We start from the raw sequence: 25,907 nt of genomic DNA, 5'->3' as shown, positions 1-25,907 counted from the left end.
TAGGAGGAACTTATGCACATGAAAAAGCAAGTCACACTTCAAGCTCTAGTAGAAGCCATTCTAGGCTCAGCATCCGAAGCCCAAAAGCAAATAGATAATGCCCAAGTCGCTTCTTTTCAGCAGTGGTTTAATCCTGATGGGACACCAAAGCAAATCGAAGCCAAAATCCCTGATATGGATAACCCCTCGACCTCTGAAGGCATCACGTACAAAACCATCTCCATTCCAACCATTACTTTATTCCAACCTTCGCCACTCAAAATCAAACAAATGAACACTAAGTTTGAAATAGGATTAGATGACTTGGTTGAAGTTACGCCAGTAGAGACAAGAACCAAAACTGACAACATGGTGATAGAAGCGGAAAAGCACATTCTGGCGAGCCTATACAACGACAACAGTTCGCGCATGGCCAGTATTGAAGTCGAGTTCGAAAATGGAGAACCCTCTGAAGGGTATCTGCGTTTGATGAACGAGCTATATAAACTCATCTAAGGAGACAAACTATGCCAGACTCAAAACTACTTAACATCGCCGATCAATTCCGCGGTCTACCAATGGAAGACCTTATTGGGGCGCCCCTGACTGCGGCCTGTAACGCTCAGGAAATGTTGGCAAGTACTACTATCAACTTTATTGAACGTGTTTGTTTTCAACAGAACGGTAATAGTACCCCAAAGTATGAAATACGTACCGTTCCCTTTTCATTTAAACAACAAGAAGGAAACGAGCAAAAAACTTATAAGGTTGAAGTGCCTTTAATGTCGATCATTAATATTCCCTCTCTACAGATCACTGATGTTGATATCAATTTCTCAATGGAAGTAAAGTCATCATTTTCTGAGTCGAGTAAAGACGAAATGGAAGCCAGCACCCAGGTTGAAACTGAGCTAAATGCTGGATTGTTTAAAATGAAAGCCAAGATGAGCGGTTCAATTTCATCGAGCAAAGAGTCAACCCGAAAAAGTGATAACTCAGCCAAATATGATGTCAATGTGATGGCTAAACAGCTCCCTCCACCTGAAGGCTTGTCACGCGTTTTGGATATGCTTGATCAATGCATAATGCCGATTCCTGCGGAAACCTAATCTCAGGCCTAAATTTATGGCACAACTAGGTTGTGCCTTCTAAAGGAGACAAATATGTTTAAGTCAGATCGAGTCACCTCCTGTTATGATATTACTGATATTGGTCACGTTGAACGGATAATTGTCGGTTCAACGCAACCAGACGCTATTCCAACTCCAGAAGAAAACCAACTGAAAATTGATAAGCTCAACACCTATTTGCAAACCTCACCACGAGGAAGAATTATAGGCACAGAGCGTAGTTTTTCACTGGTCAGAATCGGTGAACATCAAGTGGTATTGGAGGCCGTTGCCTATCATATTGGCTTTAAAAGAAAGCCTTCTTGGATTAAACCAAGTGCTCAAGAAAAAGAATTCAAGCCAGAGGTTGACCTGTGCGAAGTTGAAAAAATCATAGAACAAAACAGATAAGGCATGGAGCCAGTCGGCTCCATATTTTAAGATTGAAATTGCGAACCATAAAAAGCCTGACAGACATTTATGCTCTGCCAGGAAGGCTAGTGGATACTCACACGTTATGATTTGATTCTTGGCTCATCTTTTCTGTAAGAAACGTCATATTGTCACTCAGTGCTTGTGCCAAATCTTTATGCATGGTTTCTAGCTGTGTACTCAATTGCTCAAAGTTTTGGTTAAGCTGAGTATTTAAACGTACAAAATCGAACTGCGGCGCCTCAAATTGATCTGTAGGCCTTGGTGTATAGCGGCCTTTTTCAGTGTTTAAATCATCTTTGGCGATGTTTTCATTTTGCTTTTCTGTCATATTCTTCACCTTATATCACTATGTATTGCCATACTGTGCCTGCAATAAACAAAGATAAAAGAATCACACCAACGACAGGCAGTACAAGTTTAGAACTTGGTCTAGCCTTTTTTGTTAGATCAGATTGAACATCAATACTTTGTTCCAGCATAGGCTGCTTCTTTTCTCCCGAGTTTATTTCGATTGCTGCTTCAGGTTTTGATTGAGCCTGCAAAATTCTTGCACAAGCATGAGTGACGGAGCTCGATGATGCCATTTGAGCATTTTGCTGCGACACTATCGCGTTTTGCATACCACGCGATAAGGTATCAGCAAATATGGTATCGACCACATCAAGTGAATAGTTATCTTGTGCATTCTCATCAACAGAATTTGTGTTAGTTTTTTCATCCATTATCATGCTCTCTAGTCAGATGTTCTTTCGTGCCTGATTGACATGCGAGTAGAGTTCAACAAAGTTCTCTTTAGACGCTTTTGCTTGTTCGTTAATTTTATCTAGCGCCTGCAAATAGGAAGCATCACCAGATTCAATAAAATTAGCCAATGCAACACCACTTGCAGTTGTCAGTAGCGTACTCATATCTCTAAAAGAGTTTGCTGCATCTTGTACGGCTAACGCCCCTGACTGAGCTAGTGATTTATCTGTGATATGGAAAGTTTGCTTAGTTTCATCTTTAAGCATGATACGCCCTCCTCAATAGAAACAATGTAGGGGGCGTCCCCCCTACTGCTTGAATTAGCGTCGAGTGTCACCACGATCAATAATCTGACCGGAAACGGTACCTGTCACTGCATTACCCGTGTTCATTAATGCATTGATCCCTTGTACAGTTGCAGCTTGCCACATTACATTAGCTTGCTGCTGACCAGTGGTTAAGTTTTGCGCCGCAATCCCTAAAGCCTGGCTTGTGGTCATCATTAAGTTGCCCATCGCGGTAGCGGGCACATCCCCAATAACTTTGGTATTCACTTGAGTCACTGAGTCTGTAATAGCTTCATTTACGTAGTTTGGCATTGGTTTTTCCTTTCTATCTGTGGGTTAAAATGTAGTTATCGAGATTATCCTCGGTCGATAATGTTGCCAGTAACCGTACCGGTTACTGCATTACCTGTGTTCATCAGCGCGTTGATTCCTTGTACAGTCGCGGCTTGGTGCATCACATTCGCTTGCTGCTGACCTGTGGCCGCATTCTGACCAGACACACTCAAGCTTTGGCTAGTTGTCAACATCAAATTTCCCATTGCTGATGCTGGCGTATCACCCAAAACTTTAGTGTTCACTTGCGTGACAGAGTCGGTCACTGAACTATCGACAGTGTTTGGCATAGTTGTCTCCTTTGCTTTGTAGAGGTAGTTCACGGTGTGCCACACCGCATGTAATAGGCTTTGGCATTTATAAAATCTTTTCCACGACGGCACTTTGAACCGCACTGCCAGTGCTCATAATTCCCGTATTTGCCTGAATCGCCGAGGTTTGACGAGTCATATTTCCTGCTTGCTGATTCGCGACAGCATTCATTAGCGAGAGACAAAGCGCAGTGTTGGCCGTGTTAATTAAATTGGCAGCAGCGTTCGCTGATGACATACCAACCGTGAGCAAAGTAGCTTCTGATACAGATTGTGATACTGGGTCTGACATAGTGGTTTCCTTTGATTGTGACAATCCTGAACGCGGTCACCTCGCTGCTTTTATAAATCCAGTATGTAACAGCCAAAATAAATAAACTCAGGTGAATCAACCCACTATTCGGCGTGAATTAGGCAAAGTGTTTCTCAGTGATTAATCATAAAAAACGGCCCTATAAAGGACCGTTTTGGTGATTGTTTAAGGGAATTAAGAAATCATTTTTGCATGAGCTTGTCGCTGAGACTCACGGAATTTCCTCGGCGTAGAGCCAAAATGACGTTTGAACATTTTTTCAAAGTGACTCAGATCGCCAAAACCAGATTGCAGACAGACATCGGTAATTTTGATGGTCGGACAATTCGCAATTAATTCTTTCGCATGCTGCATTCTCAATTGAACCAATATGCTTTTAAATGGGCGATTTAAATGCTCTCTAAATAAAAATGACAGATGCGATGGGCTGGTATAGCAGGCATTAGAAAGATCATGCAAAGAAACATCATCCAAAAAATGCCTACTCAAATATTCTAAGGCCTTATACAAACCAATGTGAATATGGCGATAGACTTCCAGATCTTTGGTAAGGAGAGCGTCAATTAGGTCAGGACATGCTTTTATCGACTCAGGTATACCTAAGTTTACAATATCTTCCTCACTAATTTGATAGGTACAAGAAGAAACCAGAAATACCATAACCCTCTGCAACTGATAAACATTTTGAGGCCAAGAAAGTTGGCAGAGTCTCTCTTTGGCTGGGGGTGTGATTTTAGCAGGGTTCCCACAGCCAAATTTTTCCATGAAGTAATCGATGTATTGAGAGATGTCTTGTGCTCGCTCGCGAAGTGGATCTAAGCTGAGTTCTAAAAATGGTGCATGACTGGAGAAAGTTTTAGAAAGGAAATGCTTTTGTTCTGTCAATAGATGTTCACTGGAAATAATCAACTGAGTATTAGCTTTGGCAAGCTGATTGTATATCTCTCGATTGGAAAAAATGTAAGTTAAATAGTCTTTATTTTTATCACTTAGCTTGTCAACCTCTGCAAGAAATAGGGTTCCGTTCTCCGCTTTCTTGATACTCTCACTAAAAAGGAATTGAAACTCATCAAACCCTGCAATTTGCTCAGGCACGCACACAAATCGACCAAATGTCAAACACCTATTTTTGTGAATTGCTTGTGCCACTGCACGTTTTTCTGTTCCAGTTTCTCCATATATGAAAATCGGAAGGCTAGCCTGTGAAGCATATAGTATTTGCTGCTTTGTCCTCACTATATTCTCACTATTTCCCATGATAGGTGGACAATCAATTAAGGTCTCAAGTTGTTTAGGGTCGTATTTCTCACGGGCCTGATTCCTTTGGGGTGACGAAATGATAGCTGTCTTATGCATAGAACTGTCCTTATATCTCGCTAATGGTGACGTTGCGTCTTTATGCTATTCGGGACAATTCAATATGAATCGGAGTGAATAATTAATTTTACAGATTAAACCTTTAACATTCATGAGTTTAATAAAATAGAGATACAAAAAAAGGTAAACAGCCCTAGCCATATCAAAAGTTTCAGCATATTTGGAGCTATTAAAAATACATCAGGCTTGTGTCTATTGGGAGGCTATCTAGGTAATCAAGGTGTATACGTCAATGAAGGAAAATATAGAGATATAAGAGGAAGAAATGTGTGCTAGAAGCTAGCCTAACATAATAAATCTAATCGGAAACTTTGATTTATCTATTAAAATAAATTTAACGAATTATCAATACATTAAACGATAAACCTAGGGTAACCAAGTATGCATATGCCCAAATTTTCATTCTAATCGCCAATTAACCCTAGACACATTATTTCAAATCGCTAGTATTAGCGCTGTCAGTTAGCGAAAACTGAAATCACGTGAAATTTATATAACAATTCATTGCAGGGAAAACTATGCAACACAACTCAATTTTTGCCCGTTTTGCGCGTGGAAATTTGGTGTTACAGATCTTAGCCGGTATTGTTCTCGGTGTGGGTCTTGCCACCATATCTCCTGAATACGCACAAAGTGTTGGCTTACTTGGAAGTCTATTTGTCGGTGCTTTAAAAGCTGTCGCCCCCATTCTTGTTTTTATCCTTGTTGCCGCTTCAATCGCCAACCAGAAGAAGAACCAACACACTTACATGCGCCCAATTGTCGTATTGTACCTATTTGGTACCTTTACCGCAGCACTGACAGCTGTCGCATTAAGCTTTATGTTCCCAACGACGTTAACTCTCGTGTCTGGTGCTGAGGGAGCGACGCCGCCTCAAGGTATTGGCGAAGTCATGAATACGCTGCTATTTAAGATCGTAGATAACCCAGTTAATGCGCTAATGGATGCAAACTACATTGGCATTTTGGCTTGGGCGATTGGTTTAGGTTTGGCTTTGCACCACGCGTCTTCAACAACCAAAGCCGTGTTTGAAGATCTTAGCCATGGCGTTTCCCAAATCGTACGCTTTATCATTCGTCTCGCGCCATTTGGTATCTTCGGTCTCGTGTCATCGACTTTAGCCACAACAGGCTTTGATGCATTAGCAGGCTATGCACAACTATTGGCTGTTTTACTTGGCGCTATGCTTATCATCGCTTTAGTTGTGAACCCAATTATTGTGTTGGTTAAAACTGGCGAAAACCCATACCCACTAGTGTTCCAATGTCTGCGCGAAAGTGGCGTTACGGCTTTCTTCACTCGCTCAAGCGCGGCAAATATTCCAGTGAATATGGCCTTATGTGAGAAACTACAGCTTGATGAAGATACCTATTCTGTCTCTATCCCGCTTGGTGCAACGATAAACATGGCGGGTGCTGCAATCACCATTACCACATTAACGCTAGCTGCTGTACACACTATGGGTATCGAAATCGACATCCTTACCGCTTTGCTTCTTAGCATTGTTGCTGCAGTATCAGCATGCGGAGCATCTGGCGTTGCGGGTGGCTCACTACTATTGATTCCACTGGCATGTGGTTTATTTGGTATTCCAAATGAGATCGCAATGCAGGTTGTCGCGGTAGGCTTCATTATTGGTGTTGTACAAGACTCTGCTGAAACAGCACTAAACAGCTCAACAGACGTAGTATTTACTGCCGCTGTGTGTAAAGCCAAGCACAAACAAAACGCCTAATCCCCTCTCAATTGAGTACTTAGCCCCGAATATCGGGGCTTTTTTGTATCTGCAGAAACAAAGGCAGCATTGACCTGCTTCACTCGAGTGACAAAACCTAATTTTTCTTCATTGGTTTAAAATTACATGAGTATTGGGCGAAATTGCCAAGCTCATAGCCATCTCGTTGGATACATTAACCTGTATCATCCATCACTATTTTAACGATTATGTATTTCGGTGACTCTGCGGTTCAACTATCGGGAATCGTTCCTGCCCACAAAAATATTATTATAAACACAGCAACGCGACACGACTGTATTATCATGATTCGCCCTGTGAACTCGCTCTCTACCGCTCTTATTGAAGAAGGTTACGCAACCAAAGATTTGCATGTAAAAGGCAAGTCCTCGGATTGGGGCCCACAAGCTGGCTTTATATGCTGCGATCAATCCTACAGTAAGTTAGTTCACAAAGGCCAAGAAGAAATAGAGAAATTCAACCTTAAAGTTACTGAGTCTATACGTGACAGCTATGCAAAAGCAGTACCTTTACTGATCTCTGGTGAAAGATTGCAGTCCCTCATCAAACAACAAATGCTGCATGTGATATCGAAAAGTGAGGGGGTCATTGAGGTCACCAGTCATGGAAAGCCTCACCAAGATTTTATTCTTTATCCGGATGAACGTATGCCTGTTAGCGAGTATGCACGTTTCTATCGTCGGTATCACGCAGATATTCTACCCATGTTTAAAGTGATGCCACACCTTAAAAAAGGCTATTGGGTAATGACTAAAGGACAAAAAATAGAACCACTCTTGGTATTGGCAGAGCCGTCAAATAGTGTCCCCTTAACTGCAGACTATGATCTCTTTTGTGTTGCACCACACCTAAGCCAATTTAGTTCTGACAAACCAACGCGGCTTAAGCCCATGGTAAAAATAGTACAAAACGCACTTGCCCAAAAAGAGCGTAGGATCATCGATGCTGACCTAGGCAAAATTTCACATCTTACTCAAGAGGTGAAACAGGAAATCAATCAGAAGGCCGGCGCTAGTCATGTGATTCATCATGGCTGTGAAGTTGATAATCCTGTGACCGAGCTGGATTATCCCATTACCGCTTTTACCCCGTGGGAACAAGTGGTTGGCGCGAACAACCAGCAAGAGTTACAAACGCTAGCCAAGGACATGCTCAAACTTGGCTATGTCTTCTATCCCAATCGACTCTGGAGCCAAACTGGTCAAGTTAATAGCAGCAGTGCCTCACCACTAAGAAATTATCAGTGGGACACCAATATTCAAGAAACTGAGTTATCTAAGCCAGAAGTACTCTCTCCTCCTAAAAACTATAGTCACCCACAAAAAAGCCCCTCGTAATGAGGGGCAAGAGACCATCGCTTTTTTGTTATAGTGATAATCTTATTACTCTGCACTTAGCCAAAGTCACCATTCACGTAGCCCTTAGTGCGATCATCTTTAGGCTGGCTGAAAATAACCTGAGTCGAGTCATGCTCCACCAGCTCACCCATCAAGAAGAAAGCCGTGCGATCTGAAATTCGGCGCGCCTGCTGCATTGAATGGGTCACAATCACTATGGTGTAGTTCTTTTTCAACTCTTCCATCAGCTCTTCGATCTTGTGGGTCGCAATAGGGTCAAGCGCCGAAGTTGGCTCGTCCATCAAAATAACATCTGGCTCCATTGCAATGGTACGAGCAATACATAAGCGCTGCTGCTGGCCACCGGATAAACCAAACGCATGCGACTTTAGCCGACCTTTTACCTCATCCCACAAAGCGGCGCCGCGCAATGAGCGCTCAACTACCTGATCAATGTGTTTTTTGTCCTTGATACCCTGCGCTCTAAGGCCATAAGCCACATTCTCATAGATACTCATTGGGAATGGGTTTGGCTTTTGGAATACCATGCCGACTTTTATCCTCAGATCTGCCACATCGATATTGCCGTAAATATCATCGCCATCCATATCCAGCTTACCTGTGATTTTCACACCTTCGATCAGGTCGTTCATGCGGTTGAGACAACGAAGTAAGGTTGACTTCCCACAGCCAGATGGTCCAATTAATGCGGTTACTTGGCGAACAGGAATCGGTAAATTAATCGACTTGAGTGCCTGATTGTCACCATAAAACAGGTCTAAATTTTCGATATCAAATTTGTTCATGATCTTTATCTCTTAAATCTAAAATGGGTCTTTAACGCTCTGTTGCCTAATAGTTCGCCGTGTTAAATCGGCGCGCAATGAGCTTAGTGATCATGTTGATCACAAGAACCACCACAATCAGCACTGTCGCTGTACCGTATGCTTGATTCCACTCTTCAATAGTAAATAATTCCGTAGTGAGCTTATATAAGTGAACAGTAAGCGTTCGACCTGAATCAAGAAGCGAGTCAGGTATGCGAGCTACCATGCCTGCGGTCAAAAATACCGGTGCAGATTCACCAATCACTCGGCCAATACTCAAAATAACAGAAGTAATGATCCCCGGCATAGCGCTTGGCAGAATAAGTCGCCAAATGGTATAAATCTTGGAAGCGCCTAGGCCGTACGAGCCTTCTCGATAAGTCTGAGGCACCGCCATCAAGGCTTCTTCTGTAGTACGAATAATCACCGGCAATATCAAAATGCTTAAGGTCAAAGCACCGGAAAGAATTGAAAAGCCCAGTCCGAGAATAGCGACAAAGAAAGTCATACCAAACAAACCAAAGATAATAGAAGGTATGCCTGCGAGAGACTCGGTACAAAAACGAATCACTTTAACGAGCTTACTACCTACCTTGGCGTATTCGGTAAGGTAAATCGCCGTCATGATCCCAATGGGAGCGGCAACCGCAATCGAAGCGATAACCATATAAAGCGTGGAGACAATCATAGGGAAGATGCCATGCTCTTCACCTGTACGAGTGTAGTTGTCGGTAATAAAGTTCCAATCTACGTGTTGGAGTCCGTTGGATAATATGTACCAGATGATCCAGAATAAAAATCCAACGGTCAATGCCGCAGCAGTCCAGATTAAAGCGTTTAGAATATTATCTTTAAACTGGCGATGTTGTTTTAATGCGATGCGATCCATAATGATTACTTCCTCGTCCGCTTATTTGGCTTTTTCACGATTGAGATAAAGCAGTGCAGCATTTAGCATCATGATAAATACCAGAAGCACTACGCCAGTCGCATATAAAGCGTTGGCATGCACACCGCTCGCATATGACATTTCAATCGCGATATTTGCGGTTAAAGTACGCGCTGAATCTAAAATACCTTGCGGCATAGCAGGCGCATTACCCATCACCATAATGATGGCCATTGTCTCGCCAAGCGCACGGCCAATTCCTAAAATAACACCCGTCATGATCCCTGAACGCGCTGCGGGAACAAGCAATTTAAAAATCGTGAATATTTTGGAAGCGCCAAGTGCCAACGAGCCTTCTTTATAGGTGTGAGGCACAGCGCGAATTGATGTTTCAGAAACAGTAATAACGGTCGGAAGAATCATCACGCCAAGAACAATTATCCCTGCCAAAATGGTATTCCCAGCTGGCACCTCAAAAATATCTTGAATTAAAGGTACTATGATGACAAGGCCAAAGAATCCGTACACAACCGATGGGATCCCTGCCAATAGTTCTACCGCAGGACGGATAACATCTGCAAGGCGTTTTGGGGCAATTTCAGCGATAAAAATAGCGGTCAAAACACCCACAGGGACGCCGACTAAAACAGCGCCAAACGTTGAAACTACAGAGGCGACAATCATAGTCGCCACACCATAAAGTGCTGGGGGCAACCAGTTTTGTCCAAGAACAATGCCAGAGACACCAGCTTCCTCAAAGGCAGGAATGGATTCTTGAACAATGAAGTAGGCAATAACCGCCAGAGATACAATGCCAATCACGGCACTAGTGAGAAATAAGCCATGAAAGATACGCTCTTTCACATCAACGCGACGTTTAGTGCGCAAACGTGGCTTGGGTAACTGAGTCGCTTGAGTATTCATAAGCTCGTCACTATTTGTTGCAATGGTCATAATCGTCATACCCTTCTTACAAACTAAGTTTGCTCGAAGTAAAGCAAAAGCTCAGCCCAAAGCAGGCTGAGCAATAAAAGTATCAATATAATTAGTGAACTGAGATGTAGCCATTACTCTCAACCAGAGATTGAGCTTCAGGAGAGTGCATCCAGTCTAGGAATTGCTGAGTTTCAGCTGAAGGCTTACCATCTTTGTACAATACCAAGAATGGACGAGCTACTTTGTAAGAGCCATTTTTCACATTATCGACATTAGCTTCTACACCATCAATTGGCAAAGCATGGACTGAGTTGTCAACAGTGCCCAGAGAGATGTAACCAATAGCGTAAGGGTTTGAAGCAACCATAGTTTTCAGTGCGCCATTGCCATTCGCCACTTGCGCGCGCTGTGAAATGGCCGACACCTTGGTACCAGAGATTTTTTTGGTAAGCTTCATGATGTCTTCAAACGCGCCGCGTGTACCAGAAGCCGTGTCTCGAGTAATAGTAACGATAGGCTTGTCTTCACCACCAACCTGTTTCCAGTTAGTTACTTCGCCTTTGTAAATAGCGCTAACTTGATCAGCAGTTAAAGCTTGCAGCTTGTTTTTAGGGTTAACTACAACCGCTATCCCATCAATGGCAACTTTCATCTCTTTAAGCTCAGGTTCCTTTTCTGATGCTTTTAAGTTGCGAGATGACATGCCAAGATCTGCCGAGCCATTTTTTGCTGCTTTGACACCAGCGGATGAACCTGGGCCTTGCACTTCAATAAACACGTTCGAGTGTGTTTTCATGTATGTTTCTGAGAAAACTTCCATCAGTGGCGTTACGCTACTAGAGCCTACCGCAGAGATCGTTTCCTTAGCAGAAACGGAAGTCACTGCCATTGCACCTAGAAGTGCTATTGCACCGATAACTGTCTTTTTCATCACAATTTCCTTAGTTGGCATCATTGCCACTTTGTTTCACATGATCGATGCTAACTTTAGGACTCAATTGTGACATTTGTGTTTCACTTCGTTGAAGCCTCTATGACAAGATAAGTTTATTTTGAGTTTTATATTGATAGTCAAAAACACTATGCAACAGATGAAAATCATTGAAATATATATAAATTATAAATTTCTAGCGAATAAACAGCCAACTGAGGAGCTTTTCAGCCGTGTTTCTAAACCGAAGAAATGTGGCGCTTCTTGGCAACCAAGCTGGTGTATACAGAACCGTTTTTGCTTTGGAAAAGGTCAAAAAGCCCTCTTTCCCATGGTATTGACCAATACCTGATGCTCCAATGCCACCAAAAGGAGCATCTTCAATGGCAACCTGCAGCAAGGAATCATTGATTGCAACACCGCCACTGTGTGTTTGCTCTATGACTTGGCGCTGCAAAACTCTATCAGTTGACATCAAATACAGAGCGAGAGGTCTGGGGTTGAAATTAATGTAGCTCAATGCTTCATAGAGGTGGTTATAGCCAATCACAGGTAAAATAGGGCCGAAGATCTCTTGCTGCATTACCTGCATATGTTCTGTGACACCCGTAACAAGGTGAGGTAGCATCTGGCCCTCTTGCAAGGCAACATTTTCAATTGTGTGTACATCAGCGCCTCGATCGCGAGCATCCTCTAACATGCGGCTAAGCCGCTGATATTGAGCTGAGTTGATGATATGTGTGATCTGAGTCGTATCCTTGTTTTGCAAATACAGCTCGTGGTAGCGTTTAAGATACAGATCAACAAATGTCTGTTCTTTTCCTTTAGGCAGGAGTACGTAATCTGGTGAGACGCAAATTTGCCCTGAATTAATCGATTTACCAAGTAATACCGCATCCACGGCAGATCTTAGATCGATGTCATTATCTATGATGACTGGTGACTTTCCCCCCAGCTCTAAGGTAACCGGAGTCAGGTTATGCGCCGCAGCTTGAGCAACCAATTTCCCGACCTGAGTTGAGCCAGTGAAAATAAGATGATCGAAAGGCAGCTTAGAAAAATAGCTTGAGATATCAGCTTCACCCTCAACTGGATAAATATGCCCCTCCACACTGGTAAAGATATTACTTAATACAAGGTTGGTGTGAGGAGTATGCTCGCTTAACTTAACCATGACGCGATTACCCGCTGCAATGGCGGTAACAATTGGGGCAATGCTCAAAACAATTGGAAAATTCCATGGGACGATCACCCCCACCACACCAAGAGGCTGATACTCGACTCTTACCGAAGATGGAAATAGCAACAAACCAGACTTTCTCCGACTCGATCTCATCCACTTTTTGAGATGTTTAATGGTGTAATTGATGTGCATTATTGCTGGGAGTAAATCACAAACTAGGCTGTCGAAACGAGTTCTTGAACCATAATCTAGATTTAATGCATCGATAAGAGCATCTTGGTTTTCAACCAACGCCCGTTTAAGAGACTTGAGTCTATCTATACGGGCACTATGGGTCGAAAAAGGCTCGTTTTGATAATATGTTTTTACTTCCGCATAGAGTTGGTAAAGCTCTTCTTGAGTGCGGACATGCTCTTTTTGCCAGCGACTAAAATCAACAACGCCTTCCATCTGGTTATATTACCCAATTGCCCCTTATGTCCGATAACTATAGTATGCCCACATTGCATGGCGCAGTGACCAAAAACACAATTCTAATCAAGCCATCGGAATCTATGTACTTTAACGGCATTACAGCTTAGCCATGACCGACTTAAAATGCTCAAGTCCAATAGTGCCGACCACTCTCTGCGGAGCGATTTCTGATCCACTGGCATCATAAAAGAAGACTGCCGGAGGGCCAAATACGTTTCGATCTGCTAACCAAGCTATCTGTTCAGGAGTACTCTCAGTGACGTCAAACTTTATTGTCTTCCAGTCAGAAAACTTAGAAAGTACCATTCGATCAGTAAACACTTCGCTTTCAATGACCTTACACGACACGCACCAGTCCGCGTACAGATCCAACATTACTCGCTGGTTTTGCTGCTTCGCTAAAGCTAGGCTTTGATCTAATGCGCGTACAGAATCCACTTTTACAAAAGGCAATAAAGACGTTTGTCCTTGTTTGGTTGGTGCAGAGACAAGGCTCAAAGGTTTAAGAGGATCGTGTGAGCCAAGTAACATACCCACAAAAACTATCAGGCCGTAAAACAAAGACATAAATGCGGCTAGCTTTCTCGTTCTCGCCCAACCAGGCTTGGCAGAGTCCAAAGCCCCAAAATGAATACCACTACCAATGGCAAGTAGTGCCCATAACAGCATAACAAGCCATGACGGCGCAAATCGACTGACCAAAACAATCGCCACAGCAAGTAACAAAATACCAAATAGTTGTTTGATGGCGACCATCCAAGGCCCGGATTTAGGCAACAACTTACCCCCACTCATCCCAATTAAAATCAGTGGTACCCCCATGCCTAATGCCATAACAAATAAGGTCACACCACCTAGCACCCAGTCTTGTGTGGTCGACACGTACAACAAAGCGCCTGCTAGTGGCGCACTGACACAAGGTGACACGACCAAAGCAGATAAAGCGCCCATGGCAAAAACACCAGCAATTTTTCCTCCACCTATGTTACCTGAGCGAGACGTCAGTTTTTGCTGCAATGTCGATGGCAGCTGTAGCTCATAAAAACCAAACATGGCTAATGCGAGGAGAACAAATACGATAGCGAACAGAGACAATAACCATGGCTGCTGCATGGCCACTTGAAGGTTGACCCCTTTGGCTAAGGTGGTCACCAAAATACCTGTCAACGCATAGCTTGAAGCCATACCAAACACATAGGAAGTTGACAGCAACAGCCCTTTCTTGCCAGTCATCTTAGCATCACCGCCGATAATACTCGAAAGGATTGGCACCATAGGTAAAACGCAGGGGGTAAGGGAAAGGCCAAGACCGAGTAAAAAGAAAATCAGCAAGGCTTGTGCTTTGGGCATGTGGACCAACAGCTCAGATAATCCTGTGGTATTTTCTGCTAAACCACTGATATTTTTCCAACTCAAATCAGGTGGAGAACTAGACAAGCGAGACGGCAAATCCAAGGTTATTGTTTGGGGTAAATAACATAAACCTTGTTCAGAGCAACCTTGATAGCGGACTTTAATTTGCCCTTCACCACTGTATGGAATAAGTACCGTAACAGGTTGATTGAAGACAACCACATCACCAAAATACTTATCTTGCTTAGGTTTGCCCGCATACGAAAACTGAGGTTCGCTGAGCAACACTTTGCTATTGGAAGAGAACTTAAATCTACCTTTATAGAGATAATATTGCGGCTGGATAGCAAAATGGATCTGTACCCCTTGCTCTGTCACAGACCATTGATAAGGAAAGGCTTCATCAACAGGAAGAAACTCTTGTTCCTGCGCCAAAGAGATCCAAGGAAAGTAGATGAAAAGAGCAAGAATAAACGTCCTTAGCATGCGACAAACCCCGTGTCCTGATGGATGGATAATTGATCGTCAATAAATACGACCCCAACGTCGCTTGGTACTTCTAGTTTGGGATCGATAGTGAGTGCAGTACTCAATGCCCCGGCCTCAAGGGCTGTCGGAGCCAATACACTGACTGAGAGTACGTTAGGGTGTGTTCCGTATCGAGATAAAATATGCGAGCTTTGCTGATCGGCAAATTGGAAGCTCCGCTCATAATGAGCCGAAGTGGTTAGCGCCGCATTGACTAATGGCAAAGAGAACCACGGCTCACTTTTATTGTTTGGGTTTCTCACCGCCACATTAAACGCAGAGCCATCTGGCTTTTGACCCAAGGCTCTAATGTCTCCGCCAAAATTAACCAATGCTGATGATACACCCAGTGACTGAGCGATATTAATTGCTTGATCAACGGCAAATTCCTTAATCACCCCACCAAGATCAAACTGAGTCTCGAATGCTGGGGCAGTGAGCGTATGTTCTGCTAAAGACCAAGCTTGAGGCCCCATAAAGTGTTTAACACTTTCATAAGCCGTAGATTTATCCAGTTCGGGAGTTTTATTGATTAGCGACTTAACTGTCCCAACCGTTGGATCAAAGATCCCTTTGGTTCCATCGACTAAACGTCTAACGACTTCAAACACTGTGTAGCTTTCATCATCCAAGGTTACGGTAGAGGTTTTACGCTGATTAACAACTTGGTTAAGCCATGATGACTGTGAATAAAAGTTATATTTTTCCTCTAATCGTCGGGTATTGGATTCGATCATCGCCGCGACACTTTTCGCATCAGCAGTGCCATATATCTGGACTTCACACACCACTGTCATGGCTTGAAACCTATGTATAAAAGGAAGATTAGAATTCATAAGTTGCTCCAACCGCCCACCACTCGGCTTCAAAGCCATTGGATTGCTCATAATAAGCACCCAAAAGATTCAAGCGTAGCGTTTTATGCAGCTTTACGCTCGCACCAAGTTCATACGAGTTAGCGGTAAAATCTCCCAAACGCAAATCCGATGTCGCATATCCTGTTGATGCAAAAGTTGGATCACTTCCATCAGTGTCACGGTAAAAGTCAGCCGCCGATTGTGTGTACCAAAAATATCCAGGTGCTAATGTTAACCAACTATTTAGCTGCCAAGAAAATTTACCCCCAAGCTGGTGCGAGCTAACGCCCCAGTCGTCGTTGAAAAACTTGTAACGCGGACGCAGCACAATCGACTCAGACAGGGACCAGAAAGCTTGAATATTTACACCACCAGACACGCGTTTATCTGGACGCGAGTCTTGCCCCAGAAAGACTTCATCAGAGCCTATACTACCATTGCCATCAATATCTACTTCCCTTAGGACGGTCAAGTAATGGTTACTCAAATATCCGGAGCGATATCCCGCATAAGCCGTTAAAATCATATAGTAATTAGGCGTAAAAGTTTGTGATAATCCAGCTTCTAAGTTGGCAGTAAATATATCTTCCCAAGCTTGCGAGTTTCCCGTAGTTTCATACTTACCAAATGCCATGGTCTCATCGAACAAAGCTGACATACCCAAACTGTATGAGCGGTTCTTTTGGGAGTCAGCATATATTAACCCTTTGGCATTCACACCAAGACTTCGATAGTCTTCTTCGGTGGAATAGTTACCACCAAAAGTCCATTCATTGCGCAGCTCATCTCGATAAGTGACGATACCATTTATTGATTGACGAGTGTCTTCTAGTTCGTACTTTTGCACTTTGTAGTTACTGCTGTTTGGATCATAACCTGCACGTATAACTTGGTCTGTCATCCCCTGTGCTTGCTGAGTTTTGAGTGCTCGATTATTTGCATCCGCCACACTCGCAATCGGTGTTGTTGGCCCCCATGATGGCGATGCCCCAGAGACAGTGTCATAACCCAGTTCAAGGTTCATTGTCCAATCCAAACCAATGCTTTTTTCAATCGAAACAATACTGTCACCGGCTTTCACTTTGTCATCGTATTCTTGGTAATTCAGGTAGTGTACTGAAATATGATCTTCAGCCATTACATTATTGGCCACAGCCGCTGCACCAAGCAGAGTAATAGGTAATTTCTTCATTGTTATTTAGTTTGATAATCTAGTTACAACCGCAACCGCCGCCACCGACGCCACTGCCACCCACTGAGCCTTGTTTGTACGAAAAGACTTTTTCAGAAAACAAGTCGAATTCAGGTACCGGCCCACCGGGCTTCATTTCTTTTTTAGCAAGTGTCCCTTTTTGCCAGGGTTTGACCGCCTCAATACCAAGCGCTTCATCGACAAAAGCCAAGGCGGAGGTGTCATTGGTCTCTGCCTTGGGTGTCAATTTGGGTAAATTTAAATTCTCTGCCTTTGGTTTCACCAATTCAATATTGCGCCGAACCCCAACTTCAGAACGGCCACTGGTATATACCTGACTTGAGATAATCTCTTCTTCAACCGTCTTTTGCTGCACTGAAGGCTCATTCTCCACAGCGCTTTTTTTACCCAAATGACTCAAATCGAGTTTGGGCGCTGCGCCAAACACAGCTGGAGTAAGCAAAAGAGTTGAGATCACTATGCTTAGCCTCATAACTTGACTCCCATTTGGGCCAAGTCATCTAAAATAACGCTACGAATATCCGTGATCGCGCCAAAACGAACTTTCACCACTTGTCCTTGGTATACGTAATACAGAGCGGGCATCCCTACAGGTTTAAATAGTGCGATTAGCTGCTGCTTTGGATCGTTGACCACAGGAAAATTAAGCCCTAGAGACTTTTGAAATTCGAGTCCGACTTCAATATCCTCATCAACGTCGACGCCCACAAAAGTAACGCCTGTCCCAGATAGCTCTCCATATAACTGATTAACGACTGGTAATTCATGGCGACAAGACACACACCATTCGGCAAAGAAATCGACAATAGTCAGTCGATTAGGATCCAGCTTTAATTCATTCGAAGCACTCTCTGTCAGTGTCTCCCCTTCTTGAAATGCAAATGTGGTAAAAGGTGTGCATATAACGAGCACCATAGCCAATAGCTTAACCATTTTTATTTCCTTATGTTTTCTGAACTTATTTCTGCCCAAAGTTAAGAGTCGTGTCATAGTCGACATACAAGACTTTTGAAAAATACTCATCCAGTTCCTGAGTATTGGTTGCCGACAAAACTTGACCTTTCAATTCGATGTTGAGTGCAGCATCAACGCAGCGACTAAACTGCTCCAGTCGATAATCAGGAATATTAAAGCCTATAAAGTTCAACTGAATACCGAACTCATTTGCCAAGCGATCACAAATTCCTGCGGAGATGAGCTCATCCAACGCTGAACTGCCGTCGACACCATCTGTCATCAAAATTAACCTTTGTGTTGGATGAGTAGAGTACGGACGATAATTCCACTCTTGACGCCACTTGGGTATCAGCTGTCTAGCCCCCCAAATCAATCCTTGAAATGAACTTGTTCCACCTGTAGTTTGCAAATTTTCAATGGCATGTTTAACCTCCCTCATATTGTCAGTCAGTGGCATTACGGGTGAAGAGCCGCTGCAATCAAGAAGAAAATCATTTTGTTCCTTCAGCTCCACTGTCTTTTCTGAGTGAATTTTATCTAAGTTAGATACTGTCTTTTCGGCAGAAAACCTATCGTTTTCATCCTTGCTTATCCCATTGGCACATTGCACTCCCGTGACATTTGCCCATGCGGGATTAACAATCGACACACCGTCAGAAAAAGGGACAATTGAGATACTCACCGCTCTGCGCCCAGCAAGCTCAACATTGTTATTTTCAATGCGATTAACCGCTCGGCTAAGGATGTTTTTCAGGGTTTGAATGGAGTCGACCATGGAACTAGAAATATCCAGTACTAGCGCCATTTCTGTAGGCGTCACTTTTGCTACATGATGAATGTAGGTATGCTCCATTGCCCGAGACTCGGCGGCGCTAGAGCCCTGACCTATGCCCAATAGAGAAAAGGGACTATCAAGATGATAATTGATGCTGATTTCGCAGTCTGTACCAGACAGATACTCACCACTCACCCCAGATATTTTAGGTTGGTAATAGTCTAAGTAAGCCTGGGAAAGACCTGCTTCAGAGGTAGCACCAAATGTACAAGCTAATGCCAGAGTATCGGCTGCTTGCATTGCACGATGGCGGAGCTGAATATTAAACCCAACCATAATGGTAGTCAGTGCTAATGCTAACAAAGGTACTAGCAAAGCAAGAAAAGACAAAGAAACAGAACCAAACACCCGATTACGCACTGTACTTTCTCCCAATCATCACGGCTTGACTTTGAAGCTTTGTAGGCAACGGCAAATCTAACCACTCAAAAATCGAGTTCACAGACTCTAAAGGTTGCGACACACACAAAGTGACTTGGTAAAGGTCAGCCGTCTTTCCTTGAAGAGACGCAATCATTCTCTGACTTTTGGGAGCAAGAGCGGCAAGTGATTCAATCTGCTTTTCACCCTGACAATCGTTGCCTGAGCGTTGGGTGATGATTTGGGTCTCATTCCCTGAAGAAAAGCGCATTTCCAATATCAAACCTACATGGCTTAAATCCAAATCAGCCGGTAAGGAGGGTTTCGCCAAAACCATTAAGTGCTCTGCACTCTCTGGGCTGTAAGGTGTGAGCTGCCCATTTGGCACTAGCGCTCGCGATGCAGCGCTGACCAGAGAATACACCGTGCTGTCTATACGAGTTTGTAGATACAAGATTTTGTATACTCCAAACAAGCCCAGTACGATCACCAGAAACCCCACAACCATTGCAGGAAACTCGATAACAGCTGAGCCGCGTTGCCTGTATTCATTGCGCGTCATAACTCACCAAGACTGTGCGGCTTAAGCTGGTCACCGATGGCAAAGACTCTGAAAATTTGGGAGCCAATAAATACTGGAATTGATAGTTAATACGATATTGGGCAAGCATAGCCTGAGGCGAGCTGACCAACTGACCTGACGCTAAAGACGCCACACTATCGGCATAGCTAGGAGCATCAACTTGGATATTATCCAAACTCAATAAAGGAAACTGAGCAATATGCTCGCGCATTTTTTCTGCGACGGTAGGCGAAGGTATCATGGTTCGGGCATCACGAATCGCTGACGATACCGCAGATTCGAAAACCATAGTCACCCACATAAGCCGAATCAGCTCAAAGCCGACTAACACAAGCATCATCAGCGGCAATATTATCAACGCAAACTCTATTGTCTGACTACCTTTGTCGCGACGAAACATCATTAACGAATTCCTTGTTTCGCAAGAGTCTGGTAATAAAAGAGCGTACTCTCGAGTTCAGACCGGCTGAGCTCAGCGGAGGCAATAGTTTTGGCCGCGTCAAGCTTACCGTTAGACGCATAAGATAAAGCGAGATTCAGCCTCATCTTACTTGTTGCTTCCCCTCGGCTGTAAATAGGATATAAGATTTGAATACTTTGTTCTGGGCGACCATCTAAGAGCCAGCCTAACGCTAGGTTGTTTCGATACTCCATGCTATCGGGCCGGATGTTTATCGCGCTTTTAAACGCATCACGGGCCTTGGAATAGTCTTTTTGTAGTGAGTACGCCACGCCCAAACTATTTAACGCTACGTCGTCCATTTTATTCACCTCAACAGCATCAAACAGTTTACTTTCAGCGAGTTGGACATTACCAATAGCAAGATGCGCTCGACCTAATTCCCGATCAAATTCTGATGATGGTGTCAGTGCACTGCCTTTTGTCAGATAATGCAGCGCTTCATCGTATCGAGCAGCTTGATTACAAGCATTACCAGCCCAAAAGAGCAGCTGAGCATCATTGGGGTTTTGCTTAAGCTTTTGCTTATATATTTCTAAAGCATTATCTGGATGGCCATTAGTTAATGCGGTTTGTGCAAGCTGTAAATCTTGGTCGCTAGGTTGATTTTTTGTCGACTGACAACCCATAACAAAGATTCCAGCCCATAAGAGGATCAACAACCGGCTCATAATCTCTCCAAGGTATCAAATAGGCTTAGGACAACTGGGGCAACGATCATGACTACCACAGGAAGCATGATCAAAACGACAAGAGGGAAGGACATTTTTGCTGGGATCTTACCTGCCCATTCTTCGAGTTCAAGCAACTGATAATGGCGGCTATCTGCTGCTATTAAGCTCAAAGCCTGCGAAAGTGGTGTACCAAACTTCAGTGCTTGACACATGGTTAACACCATATTGTTGATATCGGAAAGTTCCAGCCTTTGATCTAGATTAGTGAGTGCCTGTATGGGCGAATCAAGTACAGCCATTTCTGTCGCCGTCTGACACCATTGACGAGAAAGCGCCGAAGAAACGTCTGTCATTTCTTCGCCTACAACTCGAAATGCTCTCTCAAGCGTCAAGCCAGACGCAACACACACAACCATAAGATCGAGTGCATCTGGAACCACCTTGGCTACTTGGCAACGAATCCTGTCCACCCATAGTGTTAATAAGCGATCGACCAGAATGCCGAGTAATATAGAAATGGCGACACACTGAGCAATATCTACCACAGACGCTGTTAGATCTCTCAGAGCAAACCACAGCAATGCGCCCACGACCATGATAGAAAGCCGAAATAATACAAACAGTGTTTCAGCTAAGTCGTGATTAAACCCGATTAACGCCAACGCTTTACGACGCTCAGGATTGGACTTCCAACGCCATTTAATCCTTTGTGAACTAGCGGCAAGAGACACACAGCTCACCTGATTAAGGCGGCGTTGTACCAAGTCTTGCTGACGCGCGAGCCTAAAACACACCAAGGAACTAAAGACACCCGTAATAATCAAAACAGTCGCTATCATGGTGATCATGAGAACTTCCTATTTTTTGTGAGCGAATGCAGCGTCAAACCGCCTAGCGCTATGCTGAGGCCACAATAAATGAGCACCCACTGGCCACTTTCGCTGTAGATGAGCAATTCGAACAAAGATGGATCAATCCAAGCAACCGCCAAAATGAGAAAAACTGGAAGAAACGACAAAAACTTCGCCGTCATCCTAGGCTCTGAGGTCATGCTGGCAACCTTCTTTCGCATCGCACGATTGTCATGCAGCGTTCTGCTCAGATTGTGCAAGATATCCCTCAATTGTCCGCCATTACTTTGATTGAGTACTAACGCGACAGTAAAGTATCGAAAAGTGTTATAGGGCAAACAAGTACATGCCTCATCCAAAGCTTGGCGCAGCGGAATACCAAGAGATAAGTTATCGTTAATGCGAGAAAACTCTCTGCCTAATATCCCCTCTTGAGTTTTCGCTACCTGCTCTAACGCCTGCTGAACAGACAACCCAGCAGAAACCGCTCGGCTCACTAAACCCAAGACCTGTACAATAGCTTTCTCAAACTCTTCGACCTGCTGCCTGCGGCGCAAGGCAAACAAAACGCCAAACAGCCCAATCACACAAGATATAACTAGCAAAGCTTGCCAGTACCAATGTTGCGGTGGTAGCCACCAAGAAACCAAAAACGGCAATATGCAAGAAGCTAAAGCCAGAAAAAGCTTATCTTGACGTCGCAATAGTGCTTGCGTTCGGCGCCAAAAGCCTCCAACTTGCCCTGCTGAGTATCGCGGCTTAACAATAGCTTTTTCTATAGGCTTGGGCTGAGTAATATATCGGACTAACCGCAGTTTGACGTACCGACGACGCTGCCAATAGTGTTTCAAAGCCAGTAGACTGCCTAAGCACCAAATCGTGAACAAGATTATGCTCATCATGCAAGCCTCATTGCAGCGCGCAGCTGAGAATCAAGTTGATAGTGCTGTGCTTTAGCAACAAAGGAAGGAAGGCGCCGAGCACTGACATATTCACCTAGAACTTTACCTTGGTGATCTTCACCATGAGTATCAAAATGGTACAAATCTTGAGTGATATATTGATCGCTTTCGATGCCAACCACTTCGGTTATTGCAACAATGCGCCGCTTTCCATCACGCATCCTATCAACCTGTATAACGATGTCTATCGTATCGGCAATTTGACGACGCAGGGCAGATAAGGGTAAGGTCGATTGCGCCATCATAAGCATATTTTCAACTCTAACTAGTGCATCGGCAGGTGAATTGGCGTGCAAAGTAGACAAAGAGCCGTCATGACCCGTATTCATCGCCTGCATCATTTCAAAGGCTTCTTCACCCCTGACTTCTCCAAGTATGATGCGGTCAGGACGCATTCTTAATGCATTCCTAACCAGTTCTCTTTGAGTGATAGCAGCCAATCCTTCGGCATTTTCAGAGCGCGTTTCTGCACGCACCACATGAGGTTGCTGGAGTTTAAGCTCCGCCGCATCTTCAATAGTAATAATACGTTCATGAGGAGGTATGCTAAATGACATCGCATTAAGCAATGTAGTTTTACCCGCACCCGTCCCTCCAGCAATGAGCACATTCAATCGGCAACGAACAATGACATCAAGCAAATGCATCATCCCTTCATTCAAAGCATCATTTTGTACCATTTGGCTTAAGGACAATTTTTCATGATTAAACTTACGAATAGAAATGCACGTGCCATCGAGTGCTAGCGGAGGGATCATCACATTGACACGGCTACCATCTTCCAAGCGAGCATCAACCAAAGGAGAACTTTCATCAATGCGACGTCCAACTTTACTGACAATTCTCCTCGCCATATTAAGCAATTGTTCTTCAGAGCGAAATTCAATAGCGGTTTTATGCAATCTGCCCAGCTTCTCAATATACACCTCATTGGGTCCATTAACCATGATGTCACTTACGCTGGGATCGTCGATCAAAGGTTGAAGAGGTCCTAAACCCAGTAACTCATCGACCAATTGCTGAACAACCTTAATAACTTCACGATGACCGAGCGGCAGTTGGTGAGTGGCCACCACATCGGTAACCAATGCAAGAATTCTTGCCTCCAACTCATTCGAGCTCAGTTTTACAACCGCACTCGCTTCTATCGTATTCACCACCTTAGAGTGGATAAGCTGGTAATGATCACGAATGGGATCGGAGTGAGACGTACCTAGCTGAGTATGACTAGGGGTGTCAATGAGTCGAGAAGACTTAAACATTAAGCGCCCCTCTTCCAAAACTGAAATGATCTCGGGCTTTCAACGCTCATCACTTTATCAGCTAACAAACAAAACGCTCGGCTGACTTTCCGGTGGCCTTTTACAGCAGACTGACCAAGCGCGCTTTTGTTTAAAAAATGTAAAGGAGCAAAAGGGATCGAGACATCAATTTCAGCGCCCAAAGCACGATGAATATCGTTTAATGTTAATAATGACGCTTTATCAGATTTAGTATGATTGAGGACCAATAAGTTCTTTCTGTTGAAAGCCGCTTGCTCCCCGGAAGATAAAATACTTAATATCTGTCCAGCATTACGAATCGCTGCCAAACTTGGTTCTATGACTAAAATACGCACATCAGAGCTCTTTAATGCGCTCATGCCTACTTGATCTCTGAGAGAAAATGCTGGTATGTCAAAAATTAGACTGTCTGTGTGCTGTAAACAAAACTTATTAAAATGCTCAAGCGCTTGTTTTTCAGGCCAAAATGGATCGCTATCTAACGGCAGGTAACCTGTTAGGAGCGAGAGATTTGTATCTACATTTATGCTGCTTCGCTCAAATACCACGGGTTCGAGACGTTCGGGATATTGCAGCATTTCAACCAATGCCGCATTGCCTTTTACGTCAAAATGTAAATCCAGATCGCCTGCTGAAAAATCAAGGTCAGCGACCATCACTGACTGCCGCCTCTCGCTCAAGATTCGAGCTAAATTGGCGACAATTGTCGAAGTCCCGACCCCACCTTTGCAACCAACCACAGAAATACGACTGCCCATTGACTGAGTTTGCTGCTGGTCATGAAAATCTACTGCCACTAAGCCATGCTCAAGCACAGGGTTAACCAGATATTCAATCGCCCCTGCTTCACAAATAGCTCGATAGTAAGGGATAGTCTGATCATCACCGATGGCAATCACTTTGCAGCCCGTACGACGATTCATATCACTCACCCAAACACGCGCCCCTTCTATGGGCATACCCATTACATCTAGGGCTATCACATCATGGCTGTCCAATAAAGCTTGCTTGATGATGTGCTCTCTGTCCAAAGCAACTTGAGTTAGTTGGGTTATCCCACGCTCAGCAAACGCCAAACTTAAGTGATAAGTATCAAGGGAGGGAGAGGCGGCGACTAATACGGAAAAGTTATCGACTTTCATTATTGGTCACCTGCTGTAATACTCACACTAGAATCTGAGTTTTGGCTGCTACTATTGTTCGCCGAAGGGCTGACATAAGCATCGATAGCGGCAACTGCTTTTTCGCCATTGGCTGGCCCCAAACGCTCTCCCACAATCAATTCTTTCGGATTGGCAACCATTTGAGCAAGAGCAGCCGCATTAGTGCAGCCATAAGCCTGATGTGATTGATATTGGTTAAATACTACTGGCTGCATTTTGCTGGCTCCGCAATTTGCCACCTTGGCGCGAAATGATTCAACAATAAGCTGAATATCACCTTGCTGAGATGGGCTTGCATCCTCGCTAATTATTTTGCTTTTACTAATGCCTCGATTAAGTAAAACTTGGTGTAGTTTTTCTAATTGATCACGTCCCTGAGCTGAACCACTAACCAATTTGACTCGCAAACCATAGGGATTACCGCGTTTAGCGATAAAGTCTTCAACTTTCAGGATCTGCTCGGTAGATAGCTCATTGTTATCAAGCGTAAGAGTCAGCTTATTGGTTACAGCCACAACATCAATGTCAGGTTGCTTAGCAATACGGTCATGCACGCAGCCACCCAATACCAATAAAACCAGCAAAACAAACAGATTTAGTCTCATC

General features: G+C 43.9%; 31 protein-coding genes. 5 read left to right on the top strand and 26 right to left on the bottom strand.

Annotated features, from left to right (window positions below):
* The first annotated feature begins 12 nt into the window (after positions 1 to 12).
* From FIV01_RS18940 to FIV01_RS18930, 3 genes are read left to right on the top strand one after another with little or no spacing between them, the layout of a single operon-like run.
* Entirely contained in the window at positions 13 to 495 is a 483-nt protein-coding gene (locus FIV01_RS18940) for a DUF2589 domain-containing protein (RefSeq protein WP_152432510.1), read from the top strand.
* Between the two features lie 11 nt (positions 496 to 506).
* Positions 507 to 1,088, top strand: coding sequence for a DUF2589 domain-containing protein (locus FIV01_RS18935; RefSeq protein ID WP_152432509.1), 582 nt, complete (start codon positions 507 to 509; stop codon positions 1,086 to 1,088).
* 54 nt (positions 1,089 to 1,142) lie between these two features.
* The gene (locus tag FIV01_RS18930) at positions 1,143 to 1,499 is read left to right on the top strand and encodes a hypothetical protein (RefSeq protein ID WP_246210481.1); all 357 of its coding nucleotides are present in this window, start codon (positions 1,143 to 1,145) and stop codon (positions 1,497 to 1,499) included.
* A gap of 97 nt (positions 1,500 to 1,596) precedes the next feature.
* On the opposite strand, the gene FIV01_RS18925 is transcribed toward FIV01_RS18930, so the two are convergent.
* From FIV01_RS18925 to FIV01_RS18895, 7 genes are all read right to left on the bottom strand, one after another.
* A complete protein-coding gene (locus FIV01_RS18925) occupies positions 1,597 to 1,851 on the bottom strand; it encodes a hypothetical protein (protein ID WP_152432508.1) in 255 nt (84 codons plus the stop codon).
* A gap of 10 nt (positions 1,852 to 1,861) precedes the next feature.
* On the bottom strand, positions 1,862 to 2,245 hold the full coding sequence (locus tag FIV01_RS18920; protein WP_172971880.1) for a RebB family R body protein: 384 nt from the start codon (positions 2,243 to 2,245) through the stop codon (positions 1,862 to 1,864).
* A gap of 15 nt (positions 2,246 to 2,260) precedes the next feature.
* On the bottom strand, positions 2,261 to 2,533 hold the full coding sequence (locus tag FIV01_RS18915; protein ID WP_152432506.1) for a hypothetical protein: 273 nt from the start codon (positions 2,531 to 2,533) through the stop codon (positions 2,261 to 2,263).
* A gap of 54 nt (positions 2,534 to 2,587) precedes the next feature.
* Positions 2,588 to 2,866 carry a RebB family R body protein gene (locus FIV01_RS18910; RefSeq protein WP_152432505.1) on the bottom strand — a complete coding sequence of 93 codons (279 nt, stop codon included), beginning with the start codon at positions 2,864 to 2,866 and terminating at the stop codon, positions 2,588 to 2,590.
* Positions 2,867 to 2,910: 44 nt separating this feature from the next.
* Entirely contained in the window at positions 2,911 to 3,177 is a 267-nt protein-coding gene (locus FIV01_RS18905) for a RebB family R body protein (RefSeq protein WP_152432504.1), read from the bottom strand.
* Between the two features lie 67 nt (positions 3,178 to 3,244).
* The gene (locus FIV01_RS18900; protein WP_152432503.1) at positions 3,245 to 3,490 is read right to left on the bottom strand and encodes a RebB family R body protein; all 246 of its coding nucleotides are present in this window, start codon (positions 3,488 to 3,490) and stop codon (positions 3,245 to 3,247) included.
* Between the two features lie 195 nt (positions 3,491 to 3,685).
* Complete coding sequence (locus tag FIV01_RS18895) at positions 3,686 to 4,867, bottom strand: AraC family transcriptional regulator (protein WP_152432502.1); 1,182 nt, start codon at positions 4,865 to 4,867, stop codon at positions 3,686 to 3,688.
* A 539-nt stretch (positions 4,868 to 5,406) separates the two neighbouring features.
* Between FIV01_RS18895 and sstT the strand changes: the two genes are divergently transcribed.
* Both sstT and FIV01_RS18885 read left to right on the top strand, forming a co-directional pair.
* A complete protein-coding gene (sstT, locus tag FIV01_RS18890; protein ID WP_114784059.1) occupies positions 5,407 to 6,624 on the top strand; it encodes a serine/threonine transporter SstT in 1,218 nt (405 codons plus the stop codon).
* A 209-nt stretch (positions 6,625 to 6,833) separates the two neighbouring features.
* Positions 6,834 to 7,982: an anthrax toxin-like adenylyl cyclase domain-containing protein gene (locus tag FIV01_RS18885; RefSeq protein ID WP_152432501.1), complete on the top strand. Its 1,149-nt coding sequence runs from the start codon at positions 6,834 to 6,836 to the stop codon at positions 7,980 to 7,982.
* Positions 7,983 to 8,038: 56 nt separating this feature from the next.
* Here the strand turns inward: FIV01_RS18885 and pstB are convergent, their stop codons facing one another.
* The 19 genes from pstB to FIV01_RS18790 form a co-directional block, all read right to left on the bottom strand.
* Positions 8,039 to 8,788: a phosphate ABC transporter ATP-binding protein PstB gene (gene pstB / locus FIV01_RS18880; protein ID WP_152432500.1), complete on the bottom strand. Its 750-nt coding sequence runs from the start codon at positions 8,786 to 8,788 to the stop codon at positions 8,039 to 8,041.
* A gap of 46 nt (positions 8,789 to 8,834) precedes the next feature.
* Positions 8,835 to 9,698 (bottom strand): phosphate ABC transporter permease PstA, encoded by an 864-nt coding sequence (gene pstA / locus FIV01_RS18875; protein ID WP_152432499.1) that lies wholly within the window; start codon positions 9,696 to 9,698, stop codon positions 8,835 to 8,837.
* 21 nt (positions 9,699 to 9,719) lie between these two features.
* Positions 9,720 to 10,652: a phosphate ABC transporter permease subunit PstC gene (gene pstC, locus FIV01_RS18870; protein WP_152432498.1), complete on the bottom strand. Its 933-nt coding sequence runs from the start codon at positions 10,650 to 10,652 to the stop codon at positions 9,720 to 9,722.
* Positions 10,653 to 10,743: 91 nt separating this feature from the next.
* Positions 10,744 to 11,565, bottom strand: coding sequence for a phosphate ABC transporter substrate-binding protein (locus FIV01_RS18865; RefSeq protein ID WP_152432497.1), 822 nt, complete (start codon positions 11,563 to 11,565; stop codon positions 10,744 to 10,746).
* Between the two features lie 196 nt (positions 11,566 to 11,761).
* On the bottom strand, positions 11,762 to 13,198 hold the full coding sequence (locus FIV01_RS18860) for a coniferyl aldehyde dehydrogenase (protein ID WP_152432496.1): 1,437 nt from the start codon (positions 13,196 to 13,198) through the stop codon (positions 11,762 to 11,764).
* Between the two features lie 120 nt (positions 13,199 to 13,318).
* Positions 13,319 to 15,061 carry a protein-disulfide reductase DsbD gene (gene dsbD, locus FIV01_RS18855; RefSeq protein WP_152432495.1) on the bottom strand — a complete coding sequence of 581 codons (1,743 nt, stop codon included), beginning with the start codon at positions 15,059 to 15,061 and terminating at the stop codon, positions 13,319 to 13,321.
* On the bottom strand, positions 15,055 to 15,939 hold the full coding sequence (locus FIV01_RS18850; protein ID WP_152432494.1) for an FAD:protein FMN transferase: 885 nt from the start codon (positions 15,937 to 15,939) through the stop codon (positions 15,055 to 15,057). The genes dsbD and FIV01_RS18850 overlap by 7 nt, the downstream gene beginning before the upstream one ends.
* Positions 15,929 to 17,152, bottom strand: coding sequence for a DUF3570 domain-containing protein (locus FIV01_RS18845; RefSeq protein ID WP_152432493.1), 1,224 nt, complete (start codon positions 17,150 to 17,152; stop codon positions 15,929 to 15,931). Before FIV01_RS18845 ends, FIV01_RS18850 begins: the two co-directional genes overlap by 11 nt.
* 19 nt (positions 17,153 to 17,171) lie before the next feature.
* Positions 17,172 to 17,645, bottom strand: a complete 474-nt coding sequence (locus tag FIV01_RS18840) for a DUF4266 domain-containing protein (protein ID WP_152432492.1) — start codon at positions 17,643 to 17,645, stop codon at positions 17,172 to 17,174.
* A complete protein-coding gene (locus FIV01_RS18835; protein ID WP_152432491.1) occupies positions 17,642 to 18,106 on the bottom strand; it encodes a TlpA family protein disulfide reductase in 465 nt (154 codons plus the stop codon). Before FIV01_RS18835 ends, FIV01_RS18840 begins: the two co-directional genes overlap by 4 nt.
* Positions 18,107 to 18,131: 25 nt before the next feature.
* Positions 18,132 to 19,325, bottom strand: a complete 1,194-nt coding sequence (locus tag FIV01_RS18830; protein WP_152432490.1) for a vWA domain-containing protein — start codon at positions 19,323 to 19,325, stop codon at positions 18,132 to 18,134.
* Positions 19,318 to 19,887 carry a tight adherence pilus pseudopilin TadF gene (gene tadF / locus FIV01_RS18825; protein WP_152432489.1) on the bottom strand — a complete coding sequence of 190 codons (570 nt, stop codon included), beginning with the start codon at positions 19,885 to 19,887 and terminating at the stop codon, positions 19,318 to 19,320. The genes FIV01_RS18830 and tadF overlap by 8 nt, the downstream gene beginning before the upstream one ends.
* Positions 19,874 to 20,311 (bottom strand): TadE/TadG family type IV pilus assembly protein, encoded by a 438-nt coding sequence (locus FIV01_RS18820; protein ID WP_152432488.1) that lies wholly within the window; start codon positions 20,309 to 20,311, stop codon positions 19,874 to 19,876. The genes tadF and FIV01_RS18820 overlap by 14 nt, the downstream gene beginning before the upstream one ends.
* A complete protein-coding gene (locus FIV01_RS18815; RefSeq protein ID WP_152432487.1) occupies positions 20,311 to 21,039 on the bottom strand; it encodes a tetratricopeptide repeat protein in 729 nt (242 codons plus the stop codon). The genes FIV01_RS18820 and FIV01_RS18815 overlap by 1 nt, the downstream gene beginning before the upstream one ends.
* On the bottom strand, positions 21,036 to 21,890 hold the full coding sequence (locus tag FIV01_RS18810) for a type II secretion system F family protein (protein WP_152432486.1): 855 nt from the start codon (positions 21,888 to 21,890) through the stop codon (positions 21,036 to 21,038). The genes FIV01_RS18815 and FIV01_RS18810 overlap by 4 nt, the downstream gene beginning before the upstream one ends.
* On the bottom strand, positions 21,887 to 22,792 hold the full coding sequence (locus FIV01_RS18805; RefSeq protein WP_152432781.1) for a type II secretion system F family protein: 906 nt from the start codon (positions 22,790 to 22,792) through the stop codon (positions 21,887 to 21,889). Before FIV01_RS18805 ends, FIV01_RS18810 begins: the two co-directional genes overlap by 4 nt.
* Positions 22,792 to 24,117 (bottom strand): TadA family conjugal transfer-associated ATPase, encoded by a 1,326-nt coding sequence (locus FIV01_RS18800; protein ID WP_152432485.1) that lies wholly within the window; start codon positions 24,115 to 24,117, stop codon positions 22,792 to 22,794. Before FIV01_RS18800 ends, FIV01_RS18805 begins: the two co-directional genes overlap by 1 nt.
* A complete protein-coding gene (locus tag FIV01_RS18795; RefSeq protein ID WP_152432484.1) occupies positions 24,117 to 25,280 on the bottom strand; it encodes a CpaE/TadZ family protein in 1,164 nt (387 codons plus the stop codon). The genes FIV01_RS18800 and FIV01_RS18795 overlap by 1 nt, the downstream gene beginning before the upstream one ends.
* Positions 25,280 to 25,906 (bottom strand): CpaD family pilus assembly lipoprotein, encoded by a 627-nt coding sequence (locus FIV01_RS18790; protein ID WP_152432483.1) that lies wholly within the window; start codon positions 25,904 to 25,906, stop codon positions 25,280 to 25,282. Before FIV01_RS18790 ends, FIV01_RS18795 begins: the two co-directional genes overlap by 1 nt.
* Position 25,907: the final 1 nt, after the last annotated feature.

This window comes from Vibrio aquimaris (assembly GCF_009363415.1).
In the GTDB taxonomy this organism is placed as follows: domain Bacteria; phylum Pseudomonadota; class Gammaproteobacteria; order Enterobacterales; family Vibrionaceae; genus Vibrio; species Vibrio aquimaris.
The sequence above is the reverse complement of the archived record's forward strand: the minus strand, read 5'-3'. Positions and strand labels throughout refer to the sequence as shown.